Origin of the sequence: Thermobifida cellulosilytica TB100 (assembly GCF_001517975.1) — a bacterium.
GTDB classification, from domain to species: domain Bacteria; phylum Actinomycetota; class Actinomycetes; order Streptosporangiales; family Streptosporangiaceae; genus Thermobifida; species Thermobifida cellulosilytica.
The window spans coordinates 205618-228166 of record NZ_KQ950181.1 but is presented as its reverse complement, the minus strand read 5'-3'; the positions used below and the strand labels follow the sequence as shown (position 1 = coordinate 228166).

Genomic DNA, 22549 nt, shown 5'->3' with positions numbered 1-22549 from the left:
ACCGCTCCTTGCGCGAGAGAAGAGAGGTGGGGTCAGGGCTGGTCGGACAGGCGCGCCAGCCACGCCGTGATGGTCGGCTCCTCGGCCAGGTCGGCGAAGTCGGCGTTGATCCCGTCGCGGCGCCAGCTCTCGACCAGGCTCATCAGCCGGACGGAGTCCAGCCCCCGGTCCAGCAGGTTCTCGTCGGCGTCGATGGTGTCGGCGGGCTCCCCGAGGAGGCGGGCGACGTCGTCGCGCACCCGCTGTTCGGTGAGGACGCTGCTACGTGGAGTGTCGGCACTGGTCATGGTTGCTCCAGTCGGAGGAAGGGTGGGGTGGAGGGGGTCAGGAGGCCGCCGCGGTGAGGCCGGTGCGGGCCTCGATGGAGTCGAGGATCTCCGCGGCCCGGGTGGCCACGTTGGACAGCAGCACCGAGGAGATGCCGTGCGTGTGTTCGGTGCAGCCCTGTAGGTACAGGCCGCAGTCGACGGTGTCGTCGGTGACGAGCCGGTAGTCGCGGTGCAGGGCGGGGCGTCCGAGGCCGTCGAAGACGCAGTGGTCGGCGAGTCCGCCGAGCAGGGTCCGCACGTCGACCGGCTGGTAGCCGGTGGCGTAGACGACGTGGTCGACGGCGAGCACCGTCTGCTTGCCGGTGGAGCGGTCCTCGACGGTGAGGTCGACTCCTCCGTCGGTCTCGTCGAGCGCGACGACCCGGGTCATGTTGTGGATCCGCAGCCGCGTCTCGCCGCGCACCCGTTCGGCGTAGACGCGCCGGTACAGCTCGGCGATGAGGTCGGGGTCGACCACGGAGTAGTTGGTGTTGCGGTGGTAGCCCATGAGTTCGTCCTTGAACTCCTGGGGGGAGTCGTAGTAGGCGTCGACCGCTTCGGGGTCGAAGATGCGGTTGGCGAACGGGGTGTCGTCGGAAGGGCTGTAGCCGTAGCGGGAGAACACCGCGTGCACCGGCAGGCGGGGGAAGGTGCGGTGCAGGTGGTCGACCGCCTCGGCGGCGCTCTGCCCGGCGCCCACCACGGCGAAGCCGCGGACCGGCTCCTCGGGCAGGTCGGCCAGGCGGTGCAGCAGGTGCTCGCTGTGCCAGACCCGCGCCGACTCGTGCACCCCCTCGGGGAGTCGGGGCCGCAGCCCGGGGGCCAGCACCACGTTGCGGGCGCGTTCCACGGTCTGGCGGCCCGCGGTGTCGCGGGCCACCACGTCCACGCTGGTGATCCGCCCGCCGTCGCGGACCGGCCGCAGCTCCACCACCTGCTGTCCGTAGCGCACCTGCTCGCCGACCCGCTCGGCGCACCAGACGAGGTAGTCGTGGAACTCGGCGCGCAGCGGGAACAGCGTCTTGTGGTTGATGAAGTCGTGCAGCCGCCCCTGGCGGTGCAGGAAGGAGAGGAAGCTGAAGTCGCTGGCCGGGTTGCGGGGCGTGACCAGGTCCTTGAGGAAGGAGATCTGCATGGTGGCGTCGGCGAGCAGCATCCCCGGGTGCCAGCCGAAGCTCTCCTGGCGCTCCAGGAACAGGACGTCGGGGGCGTCTCCTGCGGCGGTGCGGCGCTCTGCCAGGGCGATCGCCAGGCTGAGGTTGGACGGGCCGAAGCCGACTCCGACCAGGTCGTGGACGCGGTGTTCGGACGTGTCGGCGGTGGGGGTCGTGGTCACTTGGTCAGCCTCCGGTTTCGACGTCGACGCGTGCGGTGCCCACGGCGGCGAGCACTTGGTCCGTGGTGGTCACCACCGCGCAGCGGGTGGCCGCGTACTCCAGGGCGAGGTGGTGTTTTTCTGCGGTGAAGTCGGCGGTGGCGTCGGCGACGAGGAACGGCTGGATGTCGCGCATGAACGCGTCGGCCGCGGTGAGCAGGCAGCCGATGTGCGCGTAGACGCCGGTGACGACGAGCTGGTCGCGGCCCCACTCGGCCAGGCGGGCAGCCAGGTCGGTGCCGACGAAGGCGCTGTAGCGCGCCTTGGTCACCACGGTGTCGTCCGCTTCGGGGGCGATGCGCGCGTCGATCGCGGTGTGCTCGGCGGCGGCGCGCATGCCGCTGCCCCAGAAGTGGAGTTCCAGGCCGCGCTGCTCGGGGGACATGCCCCCGCGTTTGGCCGTGTAGACGACCGGGACGCGCGCGCAGCGGCACGCGTCGACCAGCGCGGCGATGTGGGTGAGGGCGCCGCGCAGCGGGTCGGCGCCCTCCTGGTAGGGGCGTAGGAAGTAGCGCTGCATGTCGTGCACGAGCAGCACGGCGCGGTCGGGGTCCAGGCGCCAGGCCGCCCGGTTGGCGGGCAGCCGGTCGGCGCGCGGCAGCGGGTAGGGGCTGATCGCTGGCAGTGTCATCGGGTCGCGTCCAATCTGCGTGCGAGCTCCCGGCGGAGTTCGCGCCGGGAGACCTTGCCGACGCCGGTGGCGGGGAAGCGTTCGACGAACTCGATCCGGTCGGGGATCTTGTAGACGGCCAGGCCCCGTTCGCGCAGGAAGCGCAGCAGTTCGCCACGGCTGGGCGGCTCGGCGCGCGGGATGACGTAGGCGCAGACCCGTTCTCCCAGGTAGGGGTCGCTCATGCCGACGACGGCCGCGTCGTGCACCGCGGGGTGGGCCAGGATGTGGTTCTCCACCTCCTCGGCGGAGACCTTCTCTCCTCCCCGGTTGATCTGGTCCTTGGCGCGCCCTTCGACGACGAGGTGTCCGGTGGGGGTCAGGCGGACCAGGTCGCCGGTGCGGTAGAAGCCGTCCTCGGTGAACGCCGTGGCGTTGTGGGCGTCGGCCTGGTAGTAGCCGCGGATGGTGTAGGGGCCGCGGGTGAGCAGGTGGCCGACCTCGCCGTCGGGGACGGGACGGTCGGCGTCGTCGACGATGCGGATCTCGTCGGCGGGGCTGAGCGGGCGGCCCTGGGTGGTGGTGACGATCTCCTCGGGGTCGTCCAGGCGGGTGTAGTTGACCAGGCCCTCGGCCATGCCGAACACCTGTTGCAGCGTGCACCCCAGGACGGGGCGGACCCGGCGGGCCGCCTCGGGGGCGAACTTGGCGCCGCCGACCTGCAGGACGCGCAGCGACGACAGGTCGCGGTCGCGCTGCGTGCCGTGTTCGACCGCGTCCAGCCACAGCAGCGCGATCGGCGGGACGACCGCGGTGATGGTGACCCGTTCGGTCTCGATCAGGGTGAACGCGGTCTGCGGGGAGGGGTCGGGGGCCAGCACCACGGTGCCTCCCGCGTGCAGCACGCCGAGGAAGCCGGGCGAGCTCATCGGGAAGTTGTGCACGGCGGGCAGCGCGGCCAGGTAGACGGTGTCGGTGCCCAGTGCGCAGACCTCGGCGCTGGCGCGCACCGAGTACAGGTAGTCGTCGTGGGTGCGCGGGATGAGTTTGGGCAGCCCGGTGGTGCCGCCGGACAGTTGGAAGAAGGCCACGTCGGCGGGGTCGGGGCGGGCGAACACGGACGGGTCGGCCTGGGCGGTGCGGGCCTCGGCCAGCGGGGTAAAGCCGCCCGCCTCGCCCGCCACCAGGACCAGGTCGGGGGCGCTGCCCTGGGCGCGCATCTGCTCGACCATGGTCCGGTAGTCGAAGCCGCCGTGCCGGTCGGCGACGACCAGGGCCCTGGCCCGGGTGGTGGTGCACAGGTGGGAGACCTCCCCGGCGCGGTGCGCGGGCAGCGCGTACACCGGCAGTGCTCCCAGCTTGAACAGTGCGAAGACCACTTCCAGCAGTTCGGGGACGTTGGGGAGTTGCACGACCACGCGGTCTCCTGCGGCCACGCCCAGGCGGGCCAGTCCGGTGGCCGTGGCGGCGGCGCGCGCGTCCAGTTCCGCATACGTCCAGCGCTGTCCCGCGCCGACCACGGCGACGCGGTCGGCGAAGCGGCGGGAGCGGTCGGCCAGGAAGTCACTGAAGGTCTCCCCGGTCCAGTAGCCCGCCGCGCGGTAGCGGGCGGCGAACTCCTCGGGCCAGGGGGTGCAGCCGTCGAGCATCGGTGTCCTTTCCGTGGGGTCAGCGGGTCTGGTCGACGCCCAGGGCGCGCAGCAGGGTGCGGAACTTGGCGGTGGTCTCGGCGAGTTCGGCCTCGGGATCGGAGTCGGGCATGATGCCGCCGCCCGCGAACAGGTCGACGGTGCTGCCGTGGATGTCGGCGCAGCGGATGGTCACCACCCACTCGCCGTCTCCGGCGGTGTCGGTGTAGCCGACGGCCCCGGTGTAGAAGCCGCGGTCGAACGGCTCGATCTCGGCGATGGCCGCATAGGCGCGGTCGGTGGGGCTGCCGCAGACCGCGGGGGTGGGGTGCAGGGCCCGGGCCAGCAGGGAGGAGGGGGTGTGCGGGTCGCGCAGTTCGCCGGTGATGCGGGTGGCCAGGTGCCACATGGTGGCGGTGGTGACCGTCCAGGGCTCTTCGGGCACGTCGAGGCGGCGGCAGTAGGGGCGCAGCGCCTCGGCGACGGCCTCCACGACCACGGCGTGTTCGGCGCGTTCCTTGGCGGAGGAGAGCAGGGCGGCGGCCTGCTCGCGGTCCTGCACCGGGTCGGGGTGGCGGGGCGCGGACCCGGCCAGGGGGTGGGACACCACCGAGCGGCCGTGCTTGGCGACGAGCAGTTCGGGGCTGGCGCCGACGAGGGTGCGCGGGGCGGCGTCGCGGGAGGGCAGGTCGGCGGCGAAGGTGAAGCCGACGGGGTCGGCCCGGACGAGGTTGGCCACCACGGCCGCGACGTCGGCCGCGCAGGTCCCGGTCAGTTTCAGGCAGCGGGCCAGCACGACCTTGCGCAGCTCCGGGGCGACGGGGTCGGTCATGAGGGTGATGGCGCGCTTCACCGCGGTGGCGTGGTCGGCGGGGTCGGGGACCGGGACGGCCTTCCAGGCGCCGGGGAGCGGGCTGCGCCGGGGGGCCGGGGCGGCGGCGGGCTCGGGGGCGGGGCCGCGTCGCACGGTCTCGGGCACGACCAGGTGGGCCGGGGCGTCGCGGTCGAAGGGGAGCGCGCCGACCGCCACGGCCGCCTGCCCGGTGTCGGTGCCGACCCGGCTCAGGACGTCGGCCAGCTCGTCGATCCCGGTCACGGTGGCCAGGGCGCCGCTGCCGAGCAGCGTGCCGGAGGCGGAGGTGAGCAGGAAGTCGCGGGGCTGGTAGGCGGCCACCAGTTCGGTCACGGTGGGGGCCGGGGCGGCGACGCGCTGTCGGGGCATCGTTGGCCTTTCTGGGTCGGGCACGCCGGGGTGCGGGCCGGGCGGGCCCGTCGGTTCGCTGTGTGGTTGGGAGAGCGGGAGAGGAGGTCGGTCAGCGCAGGGTGGCGCCGCCGTCGACGTAGAGGTCGTGCATGGTGATGTGTCTGGCCGCGGGTGAGACGAGGAAGCACACGGCTTCGGCGACGTCCTCGGGCCGGGCGACCCGGCCCAGGGGGATGCCGACCCGATAGCGGGCCGGGTCCCCGGCGATGACGGCGGCTTCGTCGTAGCCGTCCGGGTTCATGCCGCGCAGCATGGGGGTGTCGGTGGAGCCAGGGGAGACCACGTTGCAGCGGATCCCGTGCGGTGCCAGTTCCAGGCCCAGCGACTTGGTGAAGGCGACCGCGGCGGCCTTGGAGGCGGCGTAGGCGGCCATGTCGACGCGGGGCACTCCCGCCGCGTTGGAGGCCACGGTGACGATGCAGCCGCGGCGGCGCGGCACCATCCGCCGCGCGGCGGCGCGGGAGACGGCGAAGACCCCGGTGGCGTTGACCGCGAACAGGGCCTGCCAGTCCTCGTCGGTGCAGTCGACGGCGGGCCCGGTGCGCAGCACCCCGGCGGCGTTGACCACCACGTCCACCGGGCCGAGGTCGTGTTCCACTTCGGCGACGAGGCGGTCGACGCCGGAGGAGTCGGTGACGTCGCGGGTGTAGCCGCGGCCGTGCTGCCCGGACCGTTCCAGGTCAGCGGCTGTTCGAGCGGCTCTGTCGGGGTCGATGTCGACCGCGGCGACCACGGCTCCGCGCCTGGCCAGGGCCGTGGCGACGGCATGTCCGATACCGCTGCCCGCGCCGGTGACCACGGCGACCGATCCTGCGATCCCGATGTGGGACACGTATCCCCCTAGCGCCAACCAGGGCCGAAAACTAAGGCAAACCTTGCCTAACTACCGCCGACAGTCTCAATGCACCGACCACCCAGAGTCAACCCGAAGAAACGGGATACCAAGGCATATTCGGGACAAAATAGGCAAGGAGAAGTGTTTGAGTAATCACACTGAAAAACCCTTGCAACTCAGAAGAAAACCTTCGTCCCTCCCGCAGCAGAGGGAGAAATACGCTACGTCCCCCACATCGACCCCGCCGGCCCGCTGCCCGCAGCGCACACGAGACCCCGGGTCGCCGCTCACGTGACACCCTTGAGCGGCCCGGGGGCACCGGTGGGCCGCGACTCTCGACCGCAGGGGCCCCGCACCCCCGGCCGCTCCCGCGGGGGCAGCCGTCCCGGTCCTCGCCGCGGACGCCGACACCCCGGCCGCGCCCGTCTTGCGCCCGCCCTCCCTCCCCGCAGGCGGCGAACGCAGCGTCATGCTCTCTGCGCCCGGGGCCGCGGGCCGCCGCCCTCGTGTCCGGCAGGCACGCGTCGCCCCGTCCGGCAACCTCACCGTGTCGGGCCGGCGGGTGCGCGCCCCGGTATCCTCCCTCTCCTTCCCACGGCCGCCACCGCCGCAGGAGGCCGACCGGACCGGGAGGCGGCGCGCTCCCAGCAGTGCGCCGGTGCCTGACCGGCCGCCCACCGCGCCTGTCCGGCGCCCGTGTTCCGTGCCGGACGCGCCGACCCCGCCCGGCTACTCGTAGGGGTCGGGAGGATTGTCCACAGCGGTCATCTCCGTGACCTCGAACCGGTGGTCGCGGACCTCCTGGAGGCTGCCCTCGGGCTCGACCCACCGTCCGGTGACCGTCCACCAGGAGTCCTCGGGCGGCTCCGGCTGGTTCTCGATCAGCACCCGGTTGACGATGGCGTCGGCGGCGCAGCAGGCGATCTGCAACCGGGCCAGGTACCAGCCCTCCCCCTCCGGGTTGGGCATCGCGAACCCGGCGAGCCGGATGTCGCGCCCGGCCATGGTGCGCTCCTCGTCGGTCCAGGCCCGCACCACGAACTCCCGCAGCTTCATCTCGACCGGCCCGTCGTCGGGAAACTCCGCGTCGAACTCGTCGGCCGCTGCGCTCTCGACCACCGCCGCCTGATCGGCCGTCGCGGCGGTGTAGGCGCCCAGCGCCGGGGGCGCCACCACGAAGATCACCGCCACCGGGAGCAGCAGCAGCCACGCCACCGCGGGAGCCCGGGCGTGGTCGTGGCCGTGGGAGTGGCCGTGCGTGTCCGTGTCGTCCCCGTGGGCGGAGCGCAGGTCCAGGACCACCGTCACCGCGCCGAGCAGCACCAGCACCACCCCGGCCGCGACCAGGAACGGCCGGAACTCCTCGCGCACGTAGTTCAGGTAGGTCTGGGAGGTCACGGTCACGCTCAGCGCGGCCGCCCCCAGCAGGACCATGACCATGCCCTGGGCGAGGCGGGTCACAGCAGCCACCCCCCGATCAGGAACGTGAACAACAGGGTCAGCGCCAGGGTGAGGGGCACGAAGCGGCGCACGAACGCCCAGCCGAAGGAACCCGCCTGCAGGGCGATCAACTTCAGGTCGATCATCGGCCCGACCACCAGGAAGGCGAGTTTGGCGGTGGCGGAGAACTCGGTGAAGCTCACCACGATGAACGCGTCGGCCTCCGAGCAGATCGACAGCACCACCGCCAGCAGCGCCATCGCCAGCACCGACAGCACCGGGGTGTCGGCGACCGCGGCCAGCCAGTCCCGGGGCACCAGCACGTTCACCCCGGCCGCGACCAGCCCGCCCACCACCAGGAACCCTCCGGCGTGCATCAGGTCGTGCCGCATGGCGTCGACGAACGCCCGCCACCCGGTCGCGTCCGCGCCGTGCCCGGCGCGCGGCGGGCGCAGCCAGTCGGTCCGGCCGAAGGCGGCCCACAGCCAGCCCACCCCGACCGCGGCCGCCAGCGAAGCGAGGAAACGCGCCAGCGCCATCTCCGGCTGACCGGGGAAGGCCACCACCGTGGCCACCACCACGACCGGGTTGATCGCGGGCGCGGCAAGCAGGAAGGTGAGCGCCGCCGCGGGAGCGACCCCGCGGCGCATCAGCCCCCCGGCCACCGGCACTGAGGCGCACTCGCACCCCGGCAGCACCGCGCCCGACAGCCCGGCGACCGGAACGGCCAGGGCCGCGCGGCGCGGCACGACCCGCTGCCAGAACCGGGCGGGCACGAACGCGGTGATCGCCGCCGACAGCGCCACCCCGAACACCAGGAACGGCAGCGCCTGGAGGCTGATGGCGGTGAAGACGGTCGCCCACGCCAGGAACGCCTCGTGGGTGAAGCGCCCGGCCAGCAGCGCCTGGCCCGCCGTCAGCGCCAGGACGATCAGCGCGAACAGCCAGACCGTGGCCGTCCTGCCCGACCGCGCGGGCCGCCCCCACTCCGGCGGCGGGAGCTCGTGGCCGTCGTCGGGCTCGTCCCAGCCGCGGGCCAGGGAGTCCCCGAGAGAGGGAGCGGACGCCAGGGCACGAGAGGGTCGTTCCGACACGCGGGAGTCCTCACAGGAGGTCGACAGGTCACCATCGCGGAGCATGCTAGCCAAAACCCGTGCCGCTTCCCGCCGCCTTTCTCGCCCCCTGTGGAAAACACCGCACGGAACCCCGGGCGGGCGGCCTTCTCGCCTCCCGGCCCTGCCGGGGCCACCGTCCGCTCTCCCGCACGGAATATCCGAATTCTCCGGCAGGACGCGCCCCACCGGCCCCGCGCGGGTTTTCCGCGGAGATCCGCTCGGATCCCGCCGGCCGGTCTACGGAAAACCCGGTCACCGCCTGCTCGGGGAAGAGCCGGAACGCCTTCCTCCGTCTGTCGGCCAGGCGGCCGGAAGCGGGGGCACTCCCCCGCTTCCGGCCGCCTCCGAGAGCCGGGAAGCCGGGCTGCGCCGTCCCGCCGGGTGTCGGCAAATCCGCAGGTGAACGGGGGTGGACACCGAAGCCCAAGAGCAGCGGCACCGCCGGGGCGCCGTCCCCGACCGCCCCGGCGGCAGGCGGGCGCGCCACTCGTCTTCCCGCGCTCCGGGACGACGAAGCCGCCGGTGCGACCGGAGCTCCCGGCCCCGGCAGGAACCCGGGAACGCTTTCTTCGCCACGGCGGGCCGAAAACCGCACACGGCCAACCGCCATGGTCCCGCGCACGGCCGTTCCTTCCCCGCCTGCCCCGGGGCCACCCGAAATATTCGTCTCCACCGAAACACCGCCGGAGTAGCCGAAGTCCCGCCGGTATCCGACTCCCTGCCCGGACACTCCGAGCACCTCCGCCTTGACCGCCTGCCTCCCTGTTGGCCCGCATGGCCACCGCGGTAGACAGCGGAAGCGGCATCGCGGTGAACGGTGCCGTCCCGCTTCCAGACCGCTTCTCCTTCTCCTCTCCCGCAGAATTCTCGAAAGCCTCACCTCTGGAAGAGGGCACCGGGACGGGTTCCCGGGGTGAAGCGCTACGGAAAGCCGACAGTCCCTCCCACCCCCGAGGAGCGGTCAGGGCTGCCGGGCCTCCCGGCCGAAGCAGCCAGCAACCGTTACGCAACACGGAACCACCCACAGGCGCGAGAGCACTCTTGACGACCCGGGATTTCAGAAACGCTCCGGGCGGTTCTCCTTCACTCCCGAAAAACCTGTGGAAGTACCCCAGCCCCCGGAGAACACCCCACAGCCTCGTCCTGGGCCCTCGTGTCCTGCTCGCTGACCACGGTGCCCGCTGGCCGCGGAACCGGCCGGAAGCCTTCTTCGTGCCGAACTCCAGGACCGACCAGCGACACGGCCTTGGCGATCATGGCTCCAGGGACAGAACAGATGCCTGCTCTGTCCCTGGAGCCATGGCGGTGAAGCGGTACCGGAGGTCGGCGGCCCGGCCGGGGCTGGTGGGGGCGGTTCACTGCCGGTCTGCTTCGGCCGGGAGGCCCGGCAGTCCTGACCGCTCCTCGGGGGTGGGAGGGACTGTCGGGCGACAGGCACCCCGACGGCGAAGCGCTGGGGAGAGGCGCTGGGCCCGGGAGGCCGGTCCGCTCCCTGGGGCAGACGTCCGAGCGGACGTCGTCGAACGGGCCGGTCTCCCCCGTCGAGGCCGGTCTTGCGGCGGGCGGCCATGTCTTCAGAACACACCCGCCGCCCGTGCCGTGAGGTGCGCATGCGCGGGACTACCGGGCCGGAGGCCGCCGTGGCGTGCCCGGTGGGTACAGGCCCACGCCGAGGGCCGCTGCCGGGGCAGGCCGGGCGTCGACGGCCGGTCGGGGTTTCCTTCCTCCGCTCGGTCCCGCCCGTGGCACGGGGCGGCCGGGCCGCCCGGAAACGGGCGGCCCGGCTCTCGGTCAGTCCGAGACGCGGACCACCATCTTGCCGGTGTTGCCACCGCGCAGCATCGAGATGAACGCCTCGGGGGTGTTCTCCAGGCCGTCCACGACCGTCTCGCGGACCTTGATCCTCCCGTCGGCCACCGCCGGGGCGACGTCGCGGTGGAAGTCCCGGGCCAGGTGGGGGTCGTCGCTGACGATGAACCCGCGCAGGGTGAGCCGCTTGGTGACGATCTGGAACAGGTTGCGCGGCGCGGGCGGCGCGCTGGTCGCGTTGTAGCCGGAGATCGAACCGCACAGCGCGAAGCGGGCGAAGTCGTTGGCGCACCAGATGGCCGCTTCGAGGTGCTCGCCGCCGACGTTGTCGAAGTAGACGTCGATCCCGTCGGGCGCGGCCTCGGCCAACTGCCGACGCACCGGTCCGGACCGGTAGTCGAAGGCCGCGTCGAAGCCCAGTTCGTCGACGAGGTAGGCGACCTTCTCCGGGGATCCGGCGCTGCCGACGACCCGTCCGGCCCCGTACAGGCGGGCGAGCTGGCCGACCATGCCGCCGACGGCTCCGGCCGCGCCGGAGACGAACACGGTGTCGCCCTCGCGCAGCCCGGCCTTGTGCAGCAGCCCCACGTAGGCGGTCAGGCCGGGCATGCCGAGCGCGCCCAGGTAGACGCTGGGCCCCAGGGGGCCGCTGGTGTCGACCGGCCGGGTGCGCGCGGCGGGCAGCAGGGCGTGCGACCGCCATCCCGCGGAGTGCAGCACGGTCGTCCCCACGGGCAGGTCGGGGTCCCCGCTGGCCTCGACGACCCCGACGGCGCCTCCCTCCATGGGGGCGTTCAGCTCGTAGGGGTCGGTGTAGGTGCGCACTCCGGCCATCTTCCCGCGCATGTAGGGGTCGACGGAGAGCACCAGGTTGCGGATCAGCACCTCACCCGGTCCCGGGTCGGGCAGGGTGCGTTCGACCAGGGCGAAGTCCGTCTCGACGGGCTCGCCCTGGGGCCGGGCGACCAGGTGGAACTCCCGTGCTGTGGTCGGCATGGTTCTCCTCTGCGTACTCCGGTGCCGTGCGGTGTCCCTCCCACGTTCCCGGAGACGACCCTGCCATACCCGGCAGTAGGGGTGCGGAGGCGGGGTGCGGCACCCGGCGGAGGTGCCGGGTGCCGCGTCGCGGGCCGACCCGGGGGAACCGGGTCGGCCCGCGTCCGCCGGGCGGGGGCCGGCGCGCAGCGGACCGCCGCCTTGCCCGGGGAGCGCGGCACGCGGTTCCCCGCGGTCCCGCCGTCCCCGCGGCGGCCACGTCCTGCGCAGCCCGCGCTCGGGTTCCCCGGCGCACGGGGCGCGGCCGACGCCGTGCGGTTGCCCCGCCGGCGCCCCGTGTCCGGGTCCCGCCTCAGCGGCCGATGGTGTCCAGTTCGGCCATGTCCTCGTCGGACAGGGCGACCCCGGCTCCCGCGGCGTTCTCGCGCAGGTTGGGCGACCGACGAGGTGCCGGGGATGAGGAGGATGTTCGGCGACCGGCGCAGCAGCCAGGCCAGTGCCACCGACCGGGGGGGACGCCCCGACCCTGCGCGCCACCTTCGACAGCGTCTCGGACTGGAGCGGGGAGAAGCCGCCCAGCGGGAAGAACGGCACGTAGGCGATGCCGTCGGCGGCCAGCTCGTCCACCAGGGCGTCGTCCTCGCGGTAGGCCAGGTTGTACATGTTCTGCACGCACACGATCGGGGCGACGGAGCGGGCCTCCGCGATCTGCTCGGCGGTGGCGTTGCTGACGCCGAGGTGGCGGATCAGCCCCTCCTTCTGGAGCTCGGCCAGGGTCTGGAACGCCTCGCCGACGGGCTCGGGGACCGTGCCGGTCGCGTCGCCCAGCCGCAGGTTGACCAGGTCGAGCGTGTCCACGCCGAGGGAGTCGAGGTTCTCCTGCACCTGCTTTCGCAGGTCCTCGGGGCGCCGGGCCGGGGGCCACCCGCCGTTCTTGTCCCGGACCGCGCCCACCTTGGTGGCGATGAGCAGCGACTCCGGGTAGGGGTGCAGCGCCTCGCGGATCAGCTCGTTGGTGACGTGCGGGCCGTAGGCGTCGCTGGTGTCGATGTGGGTGATCCCCAGGTCCACCGCCTCGCGCAGGACGGCCAGGGCGCCCTCGCGGTCGGCGGGCGGCCCCATGACCCCCGGTCCCGCGAGCTGCATGGCGCCGTAGCCGAACCGGGTGACCGTCGAGTCCCCCAGCGTCCAGGTGCCGCCGGGAAGCCGGGTGCTGGTCGTGCTCATGGTGTTCCTCTCGCTTCTGCTCGGGTTGGTGCCGACTGGCGTTTCCCGATTCTGCGCGCGATACTTCCCTTTGGGAAGTAGGCACTTTAAAGTGCGTAACCCACCCAGAAGATCGTGTGAGGTGAGTGCGTGATGACGACGCGGACCGAGGAGACGGGGCCGAGCGGTGCGGCCTACAACGCGTTCCTGGCCGTGTGCCCGAGCCGCATGCTCCTGGACCGGCTCGCGAACAAGTGGGTCGTGCTGGTGCTGTGTGCTCTCGGCGGCGACGCGGAGAAGGCTCCGGACGTGCCGGCCGCCCCCACGGCGCTGCGGTACTCGGAACTGGCCCGGCTGCTGTCGGGGGTGAGCCAGAAGATGCTGACGCAGACCCTGCGCTCGCTGGAGCGCGACGGCCTGCTCACCCGAACGGTGGTCCCCACGGTGCCCGTGACCGTCACCTACGAGCTGACCGACCTCGGCCTCTCCCTCCTCGGTGTGGTCCGCCGGCTTCGGGAGTGGGCCCAGTCCCACATGGACGACGTGCTGGCCCACCGCGAGAAGTACGACGCCCGCGCCTGAGCGGGGCCGCCCGGAACCGGTCCGTCCCCTGCTCGCTCCCGGCGGGTCGGGCCGCCTCCGCTGCCGTGGCCCGGACGGCCCCGCTGCACCCGGAGGAGCGGGACGGCGGCGGGTGTTCCCGGCAGCGGCCGAACAGCGTTTGGGAGCCGGTCCGCCGGGAAGCGGGCAGGCCGGGAGGTGCCCACATGATGAGCCCCATGGACCGCCAGCGCCACGTCGGCGACACCGCCGACATCGGTGCTTCGGAGAAGCGGTACTCGCACTGGGGGCGGCCCAGCTCGTGGATCGCCGTGGCCCTGATGATCGTCGGCTTCCTGGTGGGCGGGGTCGGCCTGACCCTGGGACCGCCCGTGTGGGCCGTCGTGGTCGCCGGTGCGGTGCTCTTCCTCATCGGCATGGCCGTCGCCTACTTCGTCGACATCTTCAAGGACACCGGGGTGTCCGAGGAGCCGGAGGAGTACCAGGACGACAGCTTCGAGCACGGGGACCACTCCCTCGGCTCGGAGCGGGAGGCGCAGGACGGCCGGGGCCGCTGAGGCCCCGGCCGCCGACGGGCTCAGCCGCGCCCGCGGAAATGCTCCCCGTTCTGCCGCGGCGCGGCGGGCCGTCCGCCGCGCCGGTGCGCGGGGCCGCCCCGGTCGCCGCCGCGGCGGGGCCGCTCCTCGGCTTCTCCCGCGAAGCGGCGGCCGCGGCCGCCCCGCGTGCCCTCCGCGCGGTGCCTGCGGGGGTGGCCGCGCCGCTGCGGCGGCTCGACCGGCTCCGTCCACGGCAGTCCCGGAGGCTGCTGGGCCCCGGTGAGCTCGCACAGCAGTGCGTCCCCGGGGGCGACCAGGTGCTGGGCGGCCCGCACTCCCGCCTCCTCCAGCAGGCGGCGGGCCCGGCGGCGCTGGTCGGGCGCGACGATGGAGACCACCCGGCCGGACTTCCCGGCGCGGGCGGTGCGCCCGCCCCGGTGCAGGTAGTCCTTGTGGCCCGCGGGCAGGTCCACGTTGAGCACCAGGTCGACGCCGTCGACGTGGATGCCGCGCGCGGCGACGTCGGTGGCCACCAGGGCCCGCACGCGCCCCTCGCGGAAGCCGGCGAGGGTGCGGGTGCGCACGCTCTGGCTCTTGCCGCCGTGCAGTGCGGCGGCGGGCACCCCGGCGTCGGCCAGCTTCCGGCTGAGGAGGTCGGCGCGGTGCTTGCTGCGGACGAAGAGGATGGTGCCGCCCTCTCGGGCGGCGATCTCGGTGACGATCCGGTCCCGGTCGCGGGGCAGCACCCGCAGCAGGTGGTGTTCCATGGTGGCGACCTGGGAGACCGGCGGGTCGACGGAGTGGACGCGCGGGTCGGCGGTGTAGCGGCGGACCAGCGTGTCGACGTCGCCGTCCAGGGTGGCGGAGAACAGCAGGACCTGACCGCCGGGGCGGACCTGGTCGAGCAGGCGGCTGACCTGCGGCAGGAAGCCCATGTCGCACATCTGGTCGGCTTCGTCGAGCACGGTCGCCTCGACCGCGCCGAGGGAGCAGGCGCCCTGCTCGACCAGGTCGGTCAGGCGGCCGGGGGTGGCGACCAGCAGGTCGACGCCGCGGCGCAGTTCGCTGATCTGCCTGCCGTAGGGGCTGCCGCCGACCACGTCGCCCACGCGCACGCCCAGCACCCGGGCGTAGGGCCGCAGGGCGTCGCGCACCTGGTGGGCGAGTTCGCGGGTGGGCACCAGGACCAGGCAGCGGGGCCGTCGGGGCGCGGAGCGGGCCCGGGCGGCCCGCAGCAGCACGGGCAGGCCGAAGGCCAGGGTCTTGCCCGACCCGGTGCGCCCGCAGCCGAGCACGTCGCGGCCCGCGAGCGCGTCGGGGATGGCGGCGGACTGGATCGGGAACGGGGTGGTCAGGCCGTTCTCGGTGAGCTTCGCGACGACCGCCCCGGGCAGTCCGAGTCCACCGAAGGAGGGGCGTGCGGCAGTGTCCGTCAAGTGACGTCAACCTTCCTCATGGGTCGGCCGCGTTGCGAGGAAGGCTCGGGCCGGGTCAGGAAGGGCCGCGACGGTCGCACAGACGCGTCGGGTGGAGACGCGCCACGGGGGTTCGGTCCCCGGCGCTCGCAACGGCCCGGCGCGCCGGATGCGCGCAGCAGAACTCGGCCGTTGCGCCCAACATACCAGTCCGGTTCGGGCGGGCCGGTTCCCGGCGGCCGGTCCCGGTCATCGGGAGTGCGCGGCCAGCGCGGCGAGCCTGGCGAGCTGCGCGGTGCGCTCGGCCGCGGCCTGCGTCTCCAGGTCGTTGCGTCCGGCCTGGAGCAGCAGTTCCTTGGTGGCCCGCGCCGCGTCTGCGGGCACCGCCAGCAGTTGCGCCACCAGGTCGTCGACGGCGGTCTCCAGTTCGGCGTCGGGGACGACCCGTTCGGCCAGCCGCAGCCGGTCGGCCTCGGCGGCGTCGATCGTACGGGCGGTCAGGCACAGCTCGACGGCGCGGTTGACGCCCACCAGCTCCACCAGGGGCTTGGTTCCGGTGAGGTCGGGAACCAGGCCCAGCGCCGGCTCCTTCATGCAGAGCTGCGCGGTGTCGGACAGGATGCGGATGTCGCAGGAGAGCGCGAGCTGGAATCCCGCACCGATGGCGTGTCCGCGCACCGCGGCGACGGAGACGAGGTCGGCGCGCCGCAGCCACAGGAAGCCCTCCTGGTAGGAGGCGATGGTCTGCTCCAGGGCGGCGGCCCCCTCGGGGCCGCGGGACAGCAGGGTGAGCGGTGTCGGCACGCCGTCGACGTCGCCGGGGCGGAACATGTCCAGGTCGATCCCGGAGGAGAAGGCCGGACCTTTCCCGGTGACGACGACGATTCGGACACCCTGGGGAAGGGTGTGGCCGATTCGGGCCAGCTCGGTCCACATCCGGCCGGTCATGGCGTTGCGCCGGTGGGGTCGCGACAGCGTGATCCGTGCGACTTCTCCGTCGACCGCCAGCTCCAGGCCGGCCGCGGCCAGTTCCTCCGCCGTGGGTGCCGTCATCTGCGCCATCGCACGCCTTTCACCCGTGGGGCTGCGAGCCCACCCGCTTCCTACCGATCAGTAACATAGCAGTCCGCGGGGCGGCGTGCCGCGGAGTCACCTCCGGCTGCGCCGGGTGGCCCCTCCTCTGCCGCGCAGGGTCGCACCGGCCTCGGTCAGCAGCCGGTGCACGAAGCCGTAGGACCGGCCGGTGGCCGCGGCCAGGGAGCGGATGCTCTCACCGTTGTCGTAGCGCCGCTTCAGGTCAGAGGCCAGATCCGACCGCTCGTCTCCGGTCACCCGGGTGCCCTTTCTCAACGTCTCGGCCACGAGTACCTCCCGATCTCTCGGCACGGCAACGAAGTCGCTCCTGCCATGATCAGACATGGCGGCTCCAGTGGGCTACCCATTGAGACCGGAAAACCACGTGCATCGCCGCCGGACCGTGTTTCGGTCCTCGCGAAACCAGGTCCGAAACAGCTCAGGCCAGCGCGATGAGGTCGGTGAACTCCGCGTCCCACAGGTCCTCCACGCCGTCGGGGAGGAGGATGACCCGCTCCGGCTGCAACGCCTCCACCGCGCCCTCGTCGTGGGTCACCAGGACGATCGCCCCCCGGTAGTTGCGCAGCGCACTGAGGATCTCCTCCCGGCTGGCCGGGTCCAGGTTGTTGGTGGGCTCGTCCAGCAGCAGCACGTTGGCGCTGGAGACGACCAGCGCGGCCAGCGCCAGCCGGGTCTTCTCCCCGCCCGAGAGCACCCCGGCGGGCTTGTCCACGTCGTCGCCGCTGAACAGGAAGGACCCCAGCACCCTGCGGGCCTCCACCTCGGGCAGGTCCGGCGCGGCGCTCATCATGTTCTCCAGCACCGTGCGGTCGGTGTCCAGGGTCTCGTGCTCCTGGGCGTAGTAGCCCAGCCGCAGCCCGTGCCCCCGGATCACGCGGCCGGTGTCGGGTTCCTCCAGTCCGGCCAGCAGGCGCAGCAGCGTGGTCTTGCCCGCACCGTTCAGCCCGAGGACGACCACCCGGCTGCCCCGGTCGACGGCCAGGTCCACCCCGGAGAAGACCTCCAGCGACCCGTAGGACTTGCTCAGCCCCTCGGCCGCCAGCGGGGTGCGCCCGCTGGGCGCGGGGTCGGGGAAGCGCAGCTTGGCGACCCGTTCGACGGTCCGCTCCTCCACCGACTCCAGCAGCCGCTCGGCCCGCTGGAGCATCTGCTGGGCCGCGCGCGCCTTGGTCGCCTTGGAGCGGAACCGCTCGGCCTGCTTCTGCAGCGCCGACGCCTGCTTCTCGGCGTTGGCCCGCTCCCGCCTGCGCCGCCGCTCGTCGGCCTCGCGCTGCTTCAGGTACGCCTTCCAGCCCATGTTGTAGACGTCGATGACGCTGCGGGTGGCGTCCAGGTAGAACACCTTGTTGACGACGTGCTCGACCAGGTCCACGTCGTGGCTGATGACGATGAGCCCGCCCTGGTGCGCCTTGAGGAAGTCGCGCAGCCAGACGATGGAGTCGCCGTCGAGGTGGTTGGTGGGCTCGTCCAGCAGCAGCGTGTCGGCTCCGCTGAACAGGATGCGGGCCAGTTCCACGCGCCGCCGCTGCCCGCCGGAGAGGGTGCGCAGCGGCTGGGTGAGGATGCGCTGGTCCAGGCCCAGGCTGGAGGCGATGGAGGCGGCCTCGGCCTCGGCCGCGTAGCCGCCGAGGACGTGCAGCCGCTCCTCCAGCCGCGCGTAGGCGCGCACCCCCTGGTCGCGGATCTTCGGCACGTCGCTGGCCATCTTCTGCTCGGCCTCGCGCAGCTTGCGCAGCACCTCGTCGATGCCGCGCGCCGACAGGATGCGGTCCCGGGCCAGCACGTCCAGGTCGCCGGTGCGCGGGTCCTGCGGCAGGTAGCCGATCGTGCCCGACGTGGTGACCTTCCCCGAGGCCGGAATCCCCTCCCCGGCCAGCACCTTGGTCAGCGTGGTCTTGCCCGCGCCGTTGCGGCCGACCAGGCCGATCCGGTCTCCGGGTCCCACCTGGAAGGAGGTGGGCTCCAGCAGCAGGCGTGCACCCACACGGAGTTCGAGGTCAGAGGCGATGAGCATGAGTCTTCGAGGGCTTTCTCGCTACGGCTGCGGAGTGGGCCGGGCACCCGGGCGCCGCGGTCGGCGGCGGAGGGGAGGGGCCTCGGTCCGGGGAGGTCGCACCCGACAACCCTAGTCGCTGCGGTGCGCGGGAACCGCCGGTCCTCTCGCTTCGACGGCTCGCGCACACCGATTATTCCCCGGCGCCGCCGGTGCGGCGCTCCTCCGCCGTCTCCCCGCCCTCGGGGCGTCCGGTCGGCCGTGCCGTGACCGGGGGCGGGACGGCGGGGCGGTCCGGGCCTGTCCCCTCCGCCTTCTGCACTTCCTGGGTGTGCGCCTCGGCCGTGGCGAACGGCCGGTTGCGCAGCAGCGCGGCCAGCACCGCGGCGATCGGCGTGGCCAGGAACGCCCCGGTGATGCCGCCGATGATGGACCCCACGGAGATGGAGAGCAGGACCACGGCCGAGGGCAGTTCGAGGGAGCGCCCGTAGACGCGGGGGGCGATGATGTGGCTCTCCAACTGCTGCACGGCCAGCGTCCCGGCCAGCACGACCAGCGCCATCCACAGCCCCTCGACCACCAGCGCCACCAGCACCGAGACGAGTCCGGCCAGGAACGCCCCGATGATCGGCAGGAACGCGCCGATGAAGGTGAGGATGACCAGCGGCATCACCAGGGAGAGGTCGTCCCAGAACACGAAGAGCAGGACCGCGCCGATGCCGATCGCGTCGATGAGGCCGACGAGCGCCACACCGCGCACGTAGCGGCCCATGACGTCGTAGGTGACGTCCCCGGCGACCCGCAGCGCCTGGCGGGTGGGCAGCGGGAACAGCGAGCGCACCCACCGCATCAGCTCGTCGCCGGAGTGCACGAAGTACACGGTCAGCACGATGACCAGGATGAGTCCGACCAGCACCTCGCCGACCGCGACCGCACCGGCCCAGGCGCCGCTGATCAACTGGCTGCTGTTGCGCTGGATCCACTCCTGGGCCCTGGCGACCCAGTCGTTGATCAGCCGGTCGTCCATCCCGAAGGAGGAGGCGAGCTGTTGCAGGGTGGTGATCGACTCGTTGATGCTGGCGACGATGGCGTCGAAGCCGGAGACCGCGGGCAGCACGATGAGGGTGACGACCCCGCCGAAGACGACGACCGCGCCCAGCACGCTGACGGTCGTGGACAGCCCCCGTCCGAGCCCGCGTCTGCGCAGCCACTCGGTGGGCGGCATGAGCAGCGCGGTGACGAACACCGCGAGGATGACGGGGATGACCACCACCCGGATGTAGATGGCGCCCCACAGGATCAGCGCGACCACCACGCCGATGACGAGCAGCCGCCAGGCGGCGTCGCTGACCTTGCGCAGCAGGTCGTCCTCCACGTCGGGGACGGGCGGGGCCTCCTCCACCACCACGCGGACCTCCCGCTCGGGCAGCCGTATGCGTCCGACGCTCCTCCCGAGCGGCCATCCGCTCGGCCATTTCCAGCGCACTCCGATCCCCTCTTCCCGATTGTCGTGTCTGGGCCCCGCGTGCCCCGTCAATGGTGGCACCTCTCGGGCTGCGGCGTCCGCGGTTCGCCCGGAGAGTCAGATACCCCAGGTGCTGCGCTGCGATCCGACGGGCACCACCTCGTTGCCGAACGGCGCCAGGGCGACCGGGATGAGCTTGAGGGAGGCCCAGGCCATGGGGATGCCGATGACCGTGACCGCCAGCGCGAACGCGGTGGCGACGTGCTCCAGGGCCAGCCACCATCCGGCCACGATGATCCAGATGATGTTGGCGACGGTGCTGCCGGTGCCCGCTCCGGGCTTGCGCACCAGCTCCCGCCCGAACGGCCACAGCGCGTAGCCGGCCATGCGGAAGGAAGCCACGCCGAAGGGAATCGTCACCACCAGGACGCAGCAGATCAGTCCAGCGAGAGCGTAGCCGACCGCCAGCCAGAATCCCGCGACGAACAGCCAGATGACGTTGAGAACGAAACGCAGCAGGGCCACGAGGCACACCTTTTTCTGTCCGGTTCTGCGCTCTCCGGCCGCAATCGCGCGCGGCCGGGCTTCCACGGGTATGACGGCGGGGCGCCGACCGGAGTTCCGGATCCCCCGGACCGCCCGTTCCCGGCCCGGAGAGCCGCGCCCGCCGTCCGCGGCACGGACCGCCGGACTGTGATCCGGTTATCAGACCCGCACCCTGGCCGGGGACCGGGCGCCCGCATACGATGGACGGTACTCGGGTCCGTGGCCCGGGTCATGCACATCTTCAACCGGGTCCCGGACTCGCTCCGGGGCTTCCGGGCCGAAGATCCGATTTCGATAACGGTTGGGCGAGTAATTTCCCCACCCCCGTGCGAAATCGGGACCGGGGATGGCATGATTACGTACCGGCTCGCAGGGAGAGCGTTTCCATCGCCTCCGCAGCCTTCAGCGTGAGCACTCGCCGGTTCCGGCGAATCTGTGCCAAGTGCTCTCAACCTCACGGGAACACCTGAGCGGAGCACAGCGTTACTGCTGTGCTGGGTGTCTCACGCGGCTTTACCCGGTTTGTTCATCAAGCTTGCACACAGCTTACAGCGATTTCATGTAGAGGTGGTTCAACCATGTCTCAGGTACGCCGGCAGGCCACGCTGCGCCCCCGCCCGAGCTGGGGGTGGCAGGATGCCGCCGCGTGCCGGGGCGAGGACCTTGTGCTCTTCTTCGGCCCCGACGGCGAACGCCAGCCGGAACGGGAGATCCGCGAGCGCAAGGCCAAGGAGATCTGCGCTCACTGCCCTGTCCGCACCGAGTGTCTCGACTACGCGATCTCGCGTCCCGAGAAGTACGGCACCTGGGGTGGACTCAACGAGGACGAGCGCGCGTCCGAGCGCCGGCGTCGCATGCGCCGCGCCAACGCAGCCTGATTCTGCCGCCCCGGCTGGGAGTACTCTTCACCGTTCCCTCCCACACCGGCGATATCGCCCGACCCCGACGGTCGTTCACCGTGGCGCCCTGACGCTTCGCGTCAAGGGCGCCACGGTGTTGTTTCCGGCACTTGGCCGGATCCGGTCACAGGTGACGGTCGAACCACTCGGCCGCCTGCACGCCGACGCGGCGCCACTCCTCGGGACGGTGCAGCAACTGCTCGGCGCCCGCCACCGCCTCCAGCGCGGTGGGCGCGCTCACCTGCGCGAGAGTCCACTCGGCGAGCTCGCGCACGAAGGAGTCGCTCCCCTGCACCAGGACCAGGGTGGGGGCGCGCACCCTGGCCAGCGCCTCGTCCGCCAGGTCGACGCGGCCCCCGTGCGTGACCACCGCCGCCACCTCCTCCGGCCGCAGCGCGGCGGCCTCCAGGGCTCCCGGGGCGGCCCGTCCCGTGCCCAGCAGCGCGACGGGCGCGTCGGCCACCGCGGGCGTGCGGCGCACCCAGTCCACCCCGGCCGCCATCCGCTCCCCCAGGAGGCCGGGGTCCACCTCCTCGGTCTCGGTACCGGTCTCCTCCGGGGTGAGCAGGTCGAGCAGCAGGGTCGCGTACCCCGCGGCGCGCAGCACCGTCCCGATGGCCTGGTTGTGGGGGGTGAGGCGGCCGTGCCCCGAGGCCAGGACGACCGTGCCGCGCACCACCGAGGGCACGACGAGCTCCCCGACGAGCTCGGTGCCGTCCGCCTCGATGCGCGCCCGCTGCCGGGAGTCCCCGCTCTCCCCCAGGTCCCGGTGCTCGGCCAGCAGTGCGGCCGCCTGTCCCTCGTCCAGCCCGCCGGAGTCCCGGTACCAGTGGTCCAGGGAGCGGAAGTGGTCGGGCACGGCGAGCGTCACGATGCGGTCGGCCTCGGCGCGCAGGTCCTCCACCGCCTCGGCCGAGGCCACGGGGAGGGCCAGCACCAGCCGCGCCGGTCGGTGGCGGCGCACCATCCGCAGCGCCGCGCGGGCGGTGCCGGCGGTGGCCGCGCCGTCGTCCACCACGACCACGTCGCGGTCGGTCAACTGCGGCATGGCCCGCGCCCCCCGGTAGGCCTCGCGCAGGTGCGCGACCCGGACGCGCGCGTCCGCGACCGCGCCGGAGAGCCGCCTGCGCGGGATCCGCAGCCGGGCCAGTGCGGCGTCGTCGTAGCAGACGTGCCCGTCCTCGGTGACCGCGCCCAGCTCCACCCCGGGGTGGTCGGGCAGGACGACCCGCTCCACCACCGCCACGTCCAGCGGGGCGTCCAGCAGCCGGGCCAGTTCCGCACCGACCCGCACCCCGTTGCCGGGCAGCGCGACGACGACGGGAGCGGCTCCGGCGACCGAGCGCACGCGTTCGGCGAGCCGGTGCCCGGCCGCAGTCCGGTCGGGGAAGGGCAGCGATACGGGTAGTGGACTCACAGCGACCACCGCAGACTCGTTCGGGCAAGCAGAGCG

General features: G+C 72.9%; 19 protein-coding genes and 1 pseudogene. 3 read left to right on the top strand and 17 right to left on the bottom strand.

What is annotated here, in order from left to right:
- Positions 1-32: 32 nt before the first annotated feature.
- The 10 genes and pseudogenes from AC529_RS07335 to AC529_RS19540 form a co-directional block, all read right to left on the bottom strand.
- Positions 33-287, bottom strand: coding sequence for a phosphopantetheine-binding protein (locus AC529_RS07335; protein ID WP_068754968.1), 255 nt, complete (start codon positions 285-287; stop codon positions 33-35).
- A 37-nt stretch (positions 288-324) separates the two neighbouring features.
- Positions 325-1644, bottom strand: a complete 1320-nt coding sequence (locus AC529_RS07330; protein ID WP_068754966.1) for a lysine N(6)-hydroxylase/L-ornithine N(5)-oxygenase family protein — start codon at positions 1642-1644, stop codon at positions 325-327.
- 4 nt (positions 1645-1648) lie between these two features.
- On the bottom strand, positions 1649-2314 hold the full coding sequence (locus tag AC529_RS07325; protein WP_068754964.1) for an isochorismatase family protein: 666 nt from the start codon (positions 2312-2314) through the stop codon (positions 1649-1651).
- On the bottom strand, positions 2311-3942 hold the full coding sequence (locus AC529_RS07320) for a (2,3-dihydroxybenzoyl)adenylate synthase (protein ID WP_068754962.1): 1632 nt from the start codon (positions 3940-3942) through the stop codon (positions 2311-2313). The genes AC529_RS07325 and AC529_RS07320 overlap by 4 nt, the downstream gene beginning before the upstream one ends.
- Positions 3943-3961: 19 nt before the next feature.
- Positions 3962-5143: an isochorismate synthase gene (locus AC529_RS07315; RefSeq protein ID WP_068754959.1), complete on the bottom strand. Its 1182-nt coding sequence runs from the start codon at positions 5141-5143 to the stop codon at positions 3962-3964.
- A gap of 91 nt (positions 5144-5234) precedes the next feature.
- Positions 5235-6017: a 2,3-dihydro-2,3-dihydroxybenzoate dehydrogenase gene (locus AC529_RS07310; protein WP_068754958.1), complete on the bottom strand. Its 783-nt coding sequence runs from the start codon at positions 6015-6017 to the stop codon at positions 5235-5237.
- A 732-nt stretch (positions 6018-6749) separates the two neighbouring features.
- Positions 6750-7481 (bottom strand): TIGR03943 family putative permease subunit, encoded by a 732-nt coding sequence (locus tag AC529_RS07305; RefSeq protein ID WP_068754956.1) that lies wholly within the window; start codon positions 7479-7481, stop codon positions 6750-6752.
- The gene (locus AC529_RS07300) at positions 7478-8554 is read right to left on the bottom strand and encodes a permease (protein ID WP_068754954.1); all 1077 of its coding nucleotides are present in this window, start codon (positions 8552-8554) and stop codon (positions 7478-7480) included. The genes AC529_RS07305 and AC529_RS07300 overlap by 4 nt, the downstream gene beginning before the upstream one ends.
- A 1812-nt stretch (positions 8555-10366) precedes the next feature.
- On the bottom strand, positions 10367-11380 hold the full coding sequence (locus tag AC529_RS07295) for an NADP-dependent oxidoreductase (RefSeq protein ID WP_068755898.1): 1014 nt from the start codon (positions 11378-11380) through the stop codon (positions 10367-10369).
- 570 nt (positions 11381-11950) lie between these two features.
- A pseudogene (locus AC529_RS19540) lies at positions 11951-12607 on the bottom strand (oxidoreductase); the annotation flags it as partial.
- A 132-nt stretch (positions 12608-12739) separates the two neighbouring features.
- Here AC529_RS19540 and AC529_RS07290 point away from each other — a divergent pair.
- Both AC529_RS07290 and AC529_RS07285 read left to right on the top strand, forming a co-directional pair.
- Positions 12740-13168 carry a winged helix-turn-helix transcriptional regulator gene (locus AC529_RS07290; protein ID WP_068754952.1) on the top strand — a complete coding sequence of 143 codons (429 nt, stop codon included), beginning with the start codon at positions 12740-12742 and terminating at the stop codon, positions 13166-13168.
- 185 nt (positions 13169-13353) lie between these two features.
- Positions 13354-13704 carry a hypothetical protein gene (locus AC529_RS07285; protein WP_068754950.1) on the top strand — a complete coding sequence of 117 codons (351 nt, stop codon included), beginning with the start codon at positions 13354-13356 and terminating at the stop codon, positions 13702-13704.
- A gap of 20 nt (positions 13705-13724) precedes the next feature.
- Here AC529_RS07285 and AC529_RS07280 read toward each other — a convergent pair whose 3' ends face one another.
- The 6 genes from AC529_RS07280 to AC529_RS07255 form a co-directional block, all read right to left on the bottom strand.
- Positions 13725-15119, bottom strand: a complete 1395-nt coding sequence (locus AC529_RS07280; RefSeq protein ID WP_083948020.1) for a DEAD/DEAH box helicase — start codon at positions 15117-15119, stop codon at positions 13725-13727.
- 228 nt (positions 15120-15347) lie between these two features.
- Positions 15348-16160: an enoyl-CoA hydratase/isomerase family protein gene (locus AC529_RS07275; protein WP_068754948.1), complete on the bottom strand. Its 813-nt coding sequence runs from the start codon at positions 16158-16160 to the stop codon at positions 15348-15350.
- An 87-nt stretch (positions 16161-16247) separates the two neighbouring features.
- Positions 16248-16460, bottom strand: a complete 213-nt coding sequence (locus AC529_RS07270; protein ID WP_068754946.1) for a helix-turn-helix domain-containing protein — start codon at positions 16458-16460, stop codon at positions 16248-16250.
- A 151-nt stretch (positions 16461-16611) separates the two neighbouring features.
- Positions 16612-18207, bottom strand: a complete 1596-nt coding sequence (locus tag AC529_RS07265) for an ABC-F family ATP-binding cassette domain-containing protein (RefSeq protein WP_068754944.1) — start codon at positions 18205-18207, stop codon at positions 16612-16614.
- A gap of 172 nt (positions 18208-18379) precedes the next feature.
- Entirely contained in the window at positions 18380-19594 is a 1215-nt protein-coding gene (locus AC529_RS07260) for an AI-2E family transporter (RefSeq protein ID WP_068754942.1), read from the bottom strand.
- A 174-nt stretch (positions 19595-19768) separates the two neighbouring features.
- On the bottom strand, positions 19769-20176 hold the full coding sequence (locus AC529_RS07255) for a YccF domain-containing protein (protein ID WP_068754939.1): 408 nt from the start codon (positions 20174-20176) through the stop codon (positions 19769-19771).
- Between the two features lie 599 nt (positions 20177-20775).
- Between AC529_RS07255 and AC529_RS07250 the strand changes: the two genes are divergently transcribed.
- On the top strand, positions 20776-21075 hold the full coding sequence (locus AC529_RS07250; protein WP_011292307.1) for a WhiB family transcriptional regulator: 300 nt from the start codon (positions 20776-20778) through the stop codon (positions 21073-21075).
- Between the two features lie 145 nt (positions 21076-21220).
- Here AC529_RS07250 and AC529_RS07245 read toward each other — a convergent pair whose 3' ends face one another.
- Complete coding sequence (locus AC529_RS07245) at positions 21221-22513, bottom strand: phosphoribosyltransferase family protein (protein ID WP_068755897.1); 1293 nt, start codon at positions 22511-22513, stop codon at positions 21221-21223.
- Between the last annotated feature and the right edge of the window lie 36 nt (positions 22514-22549).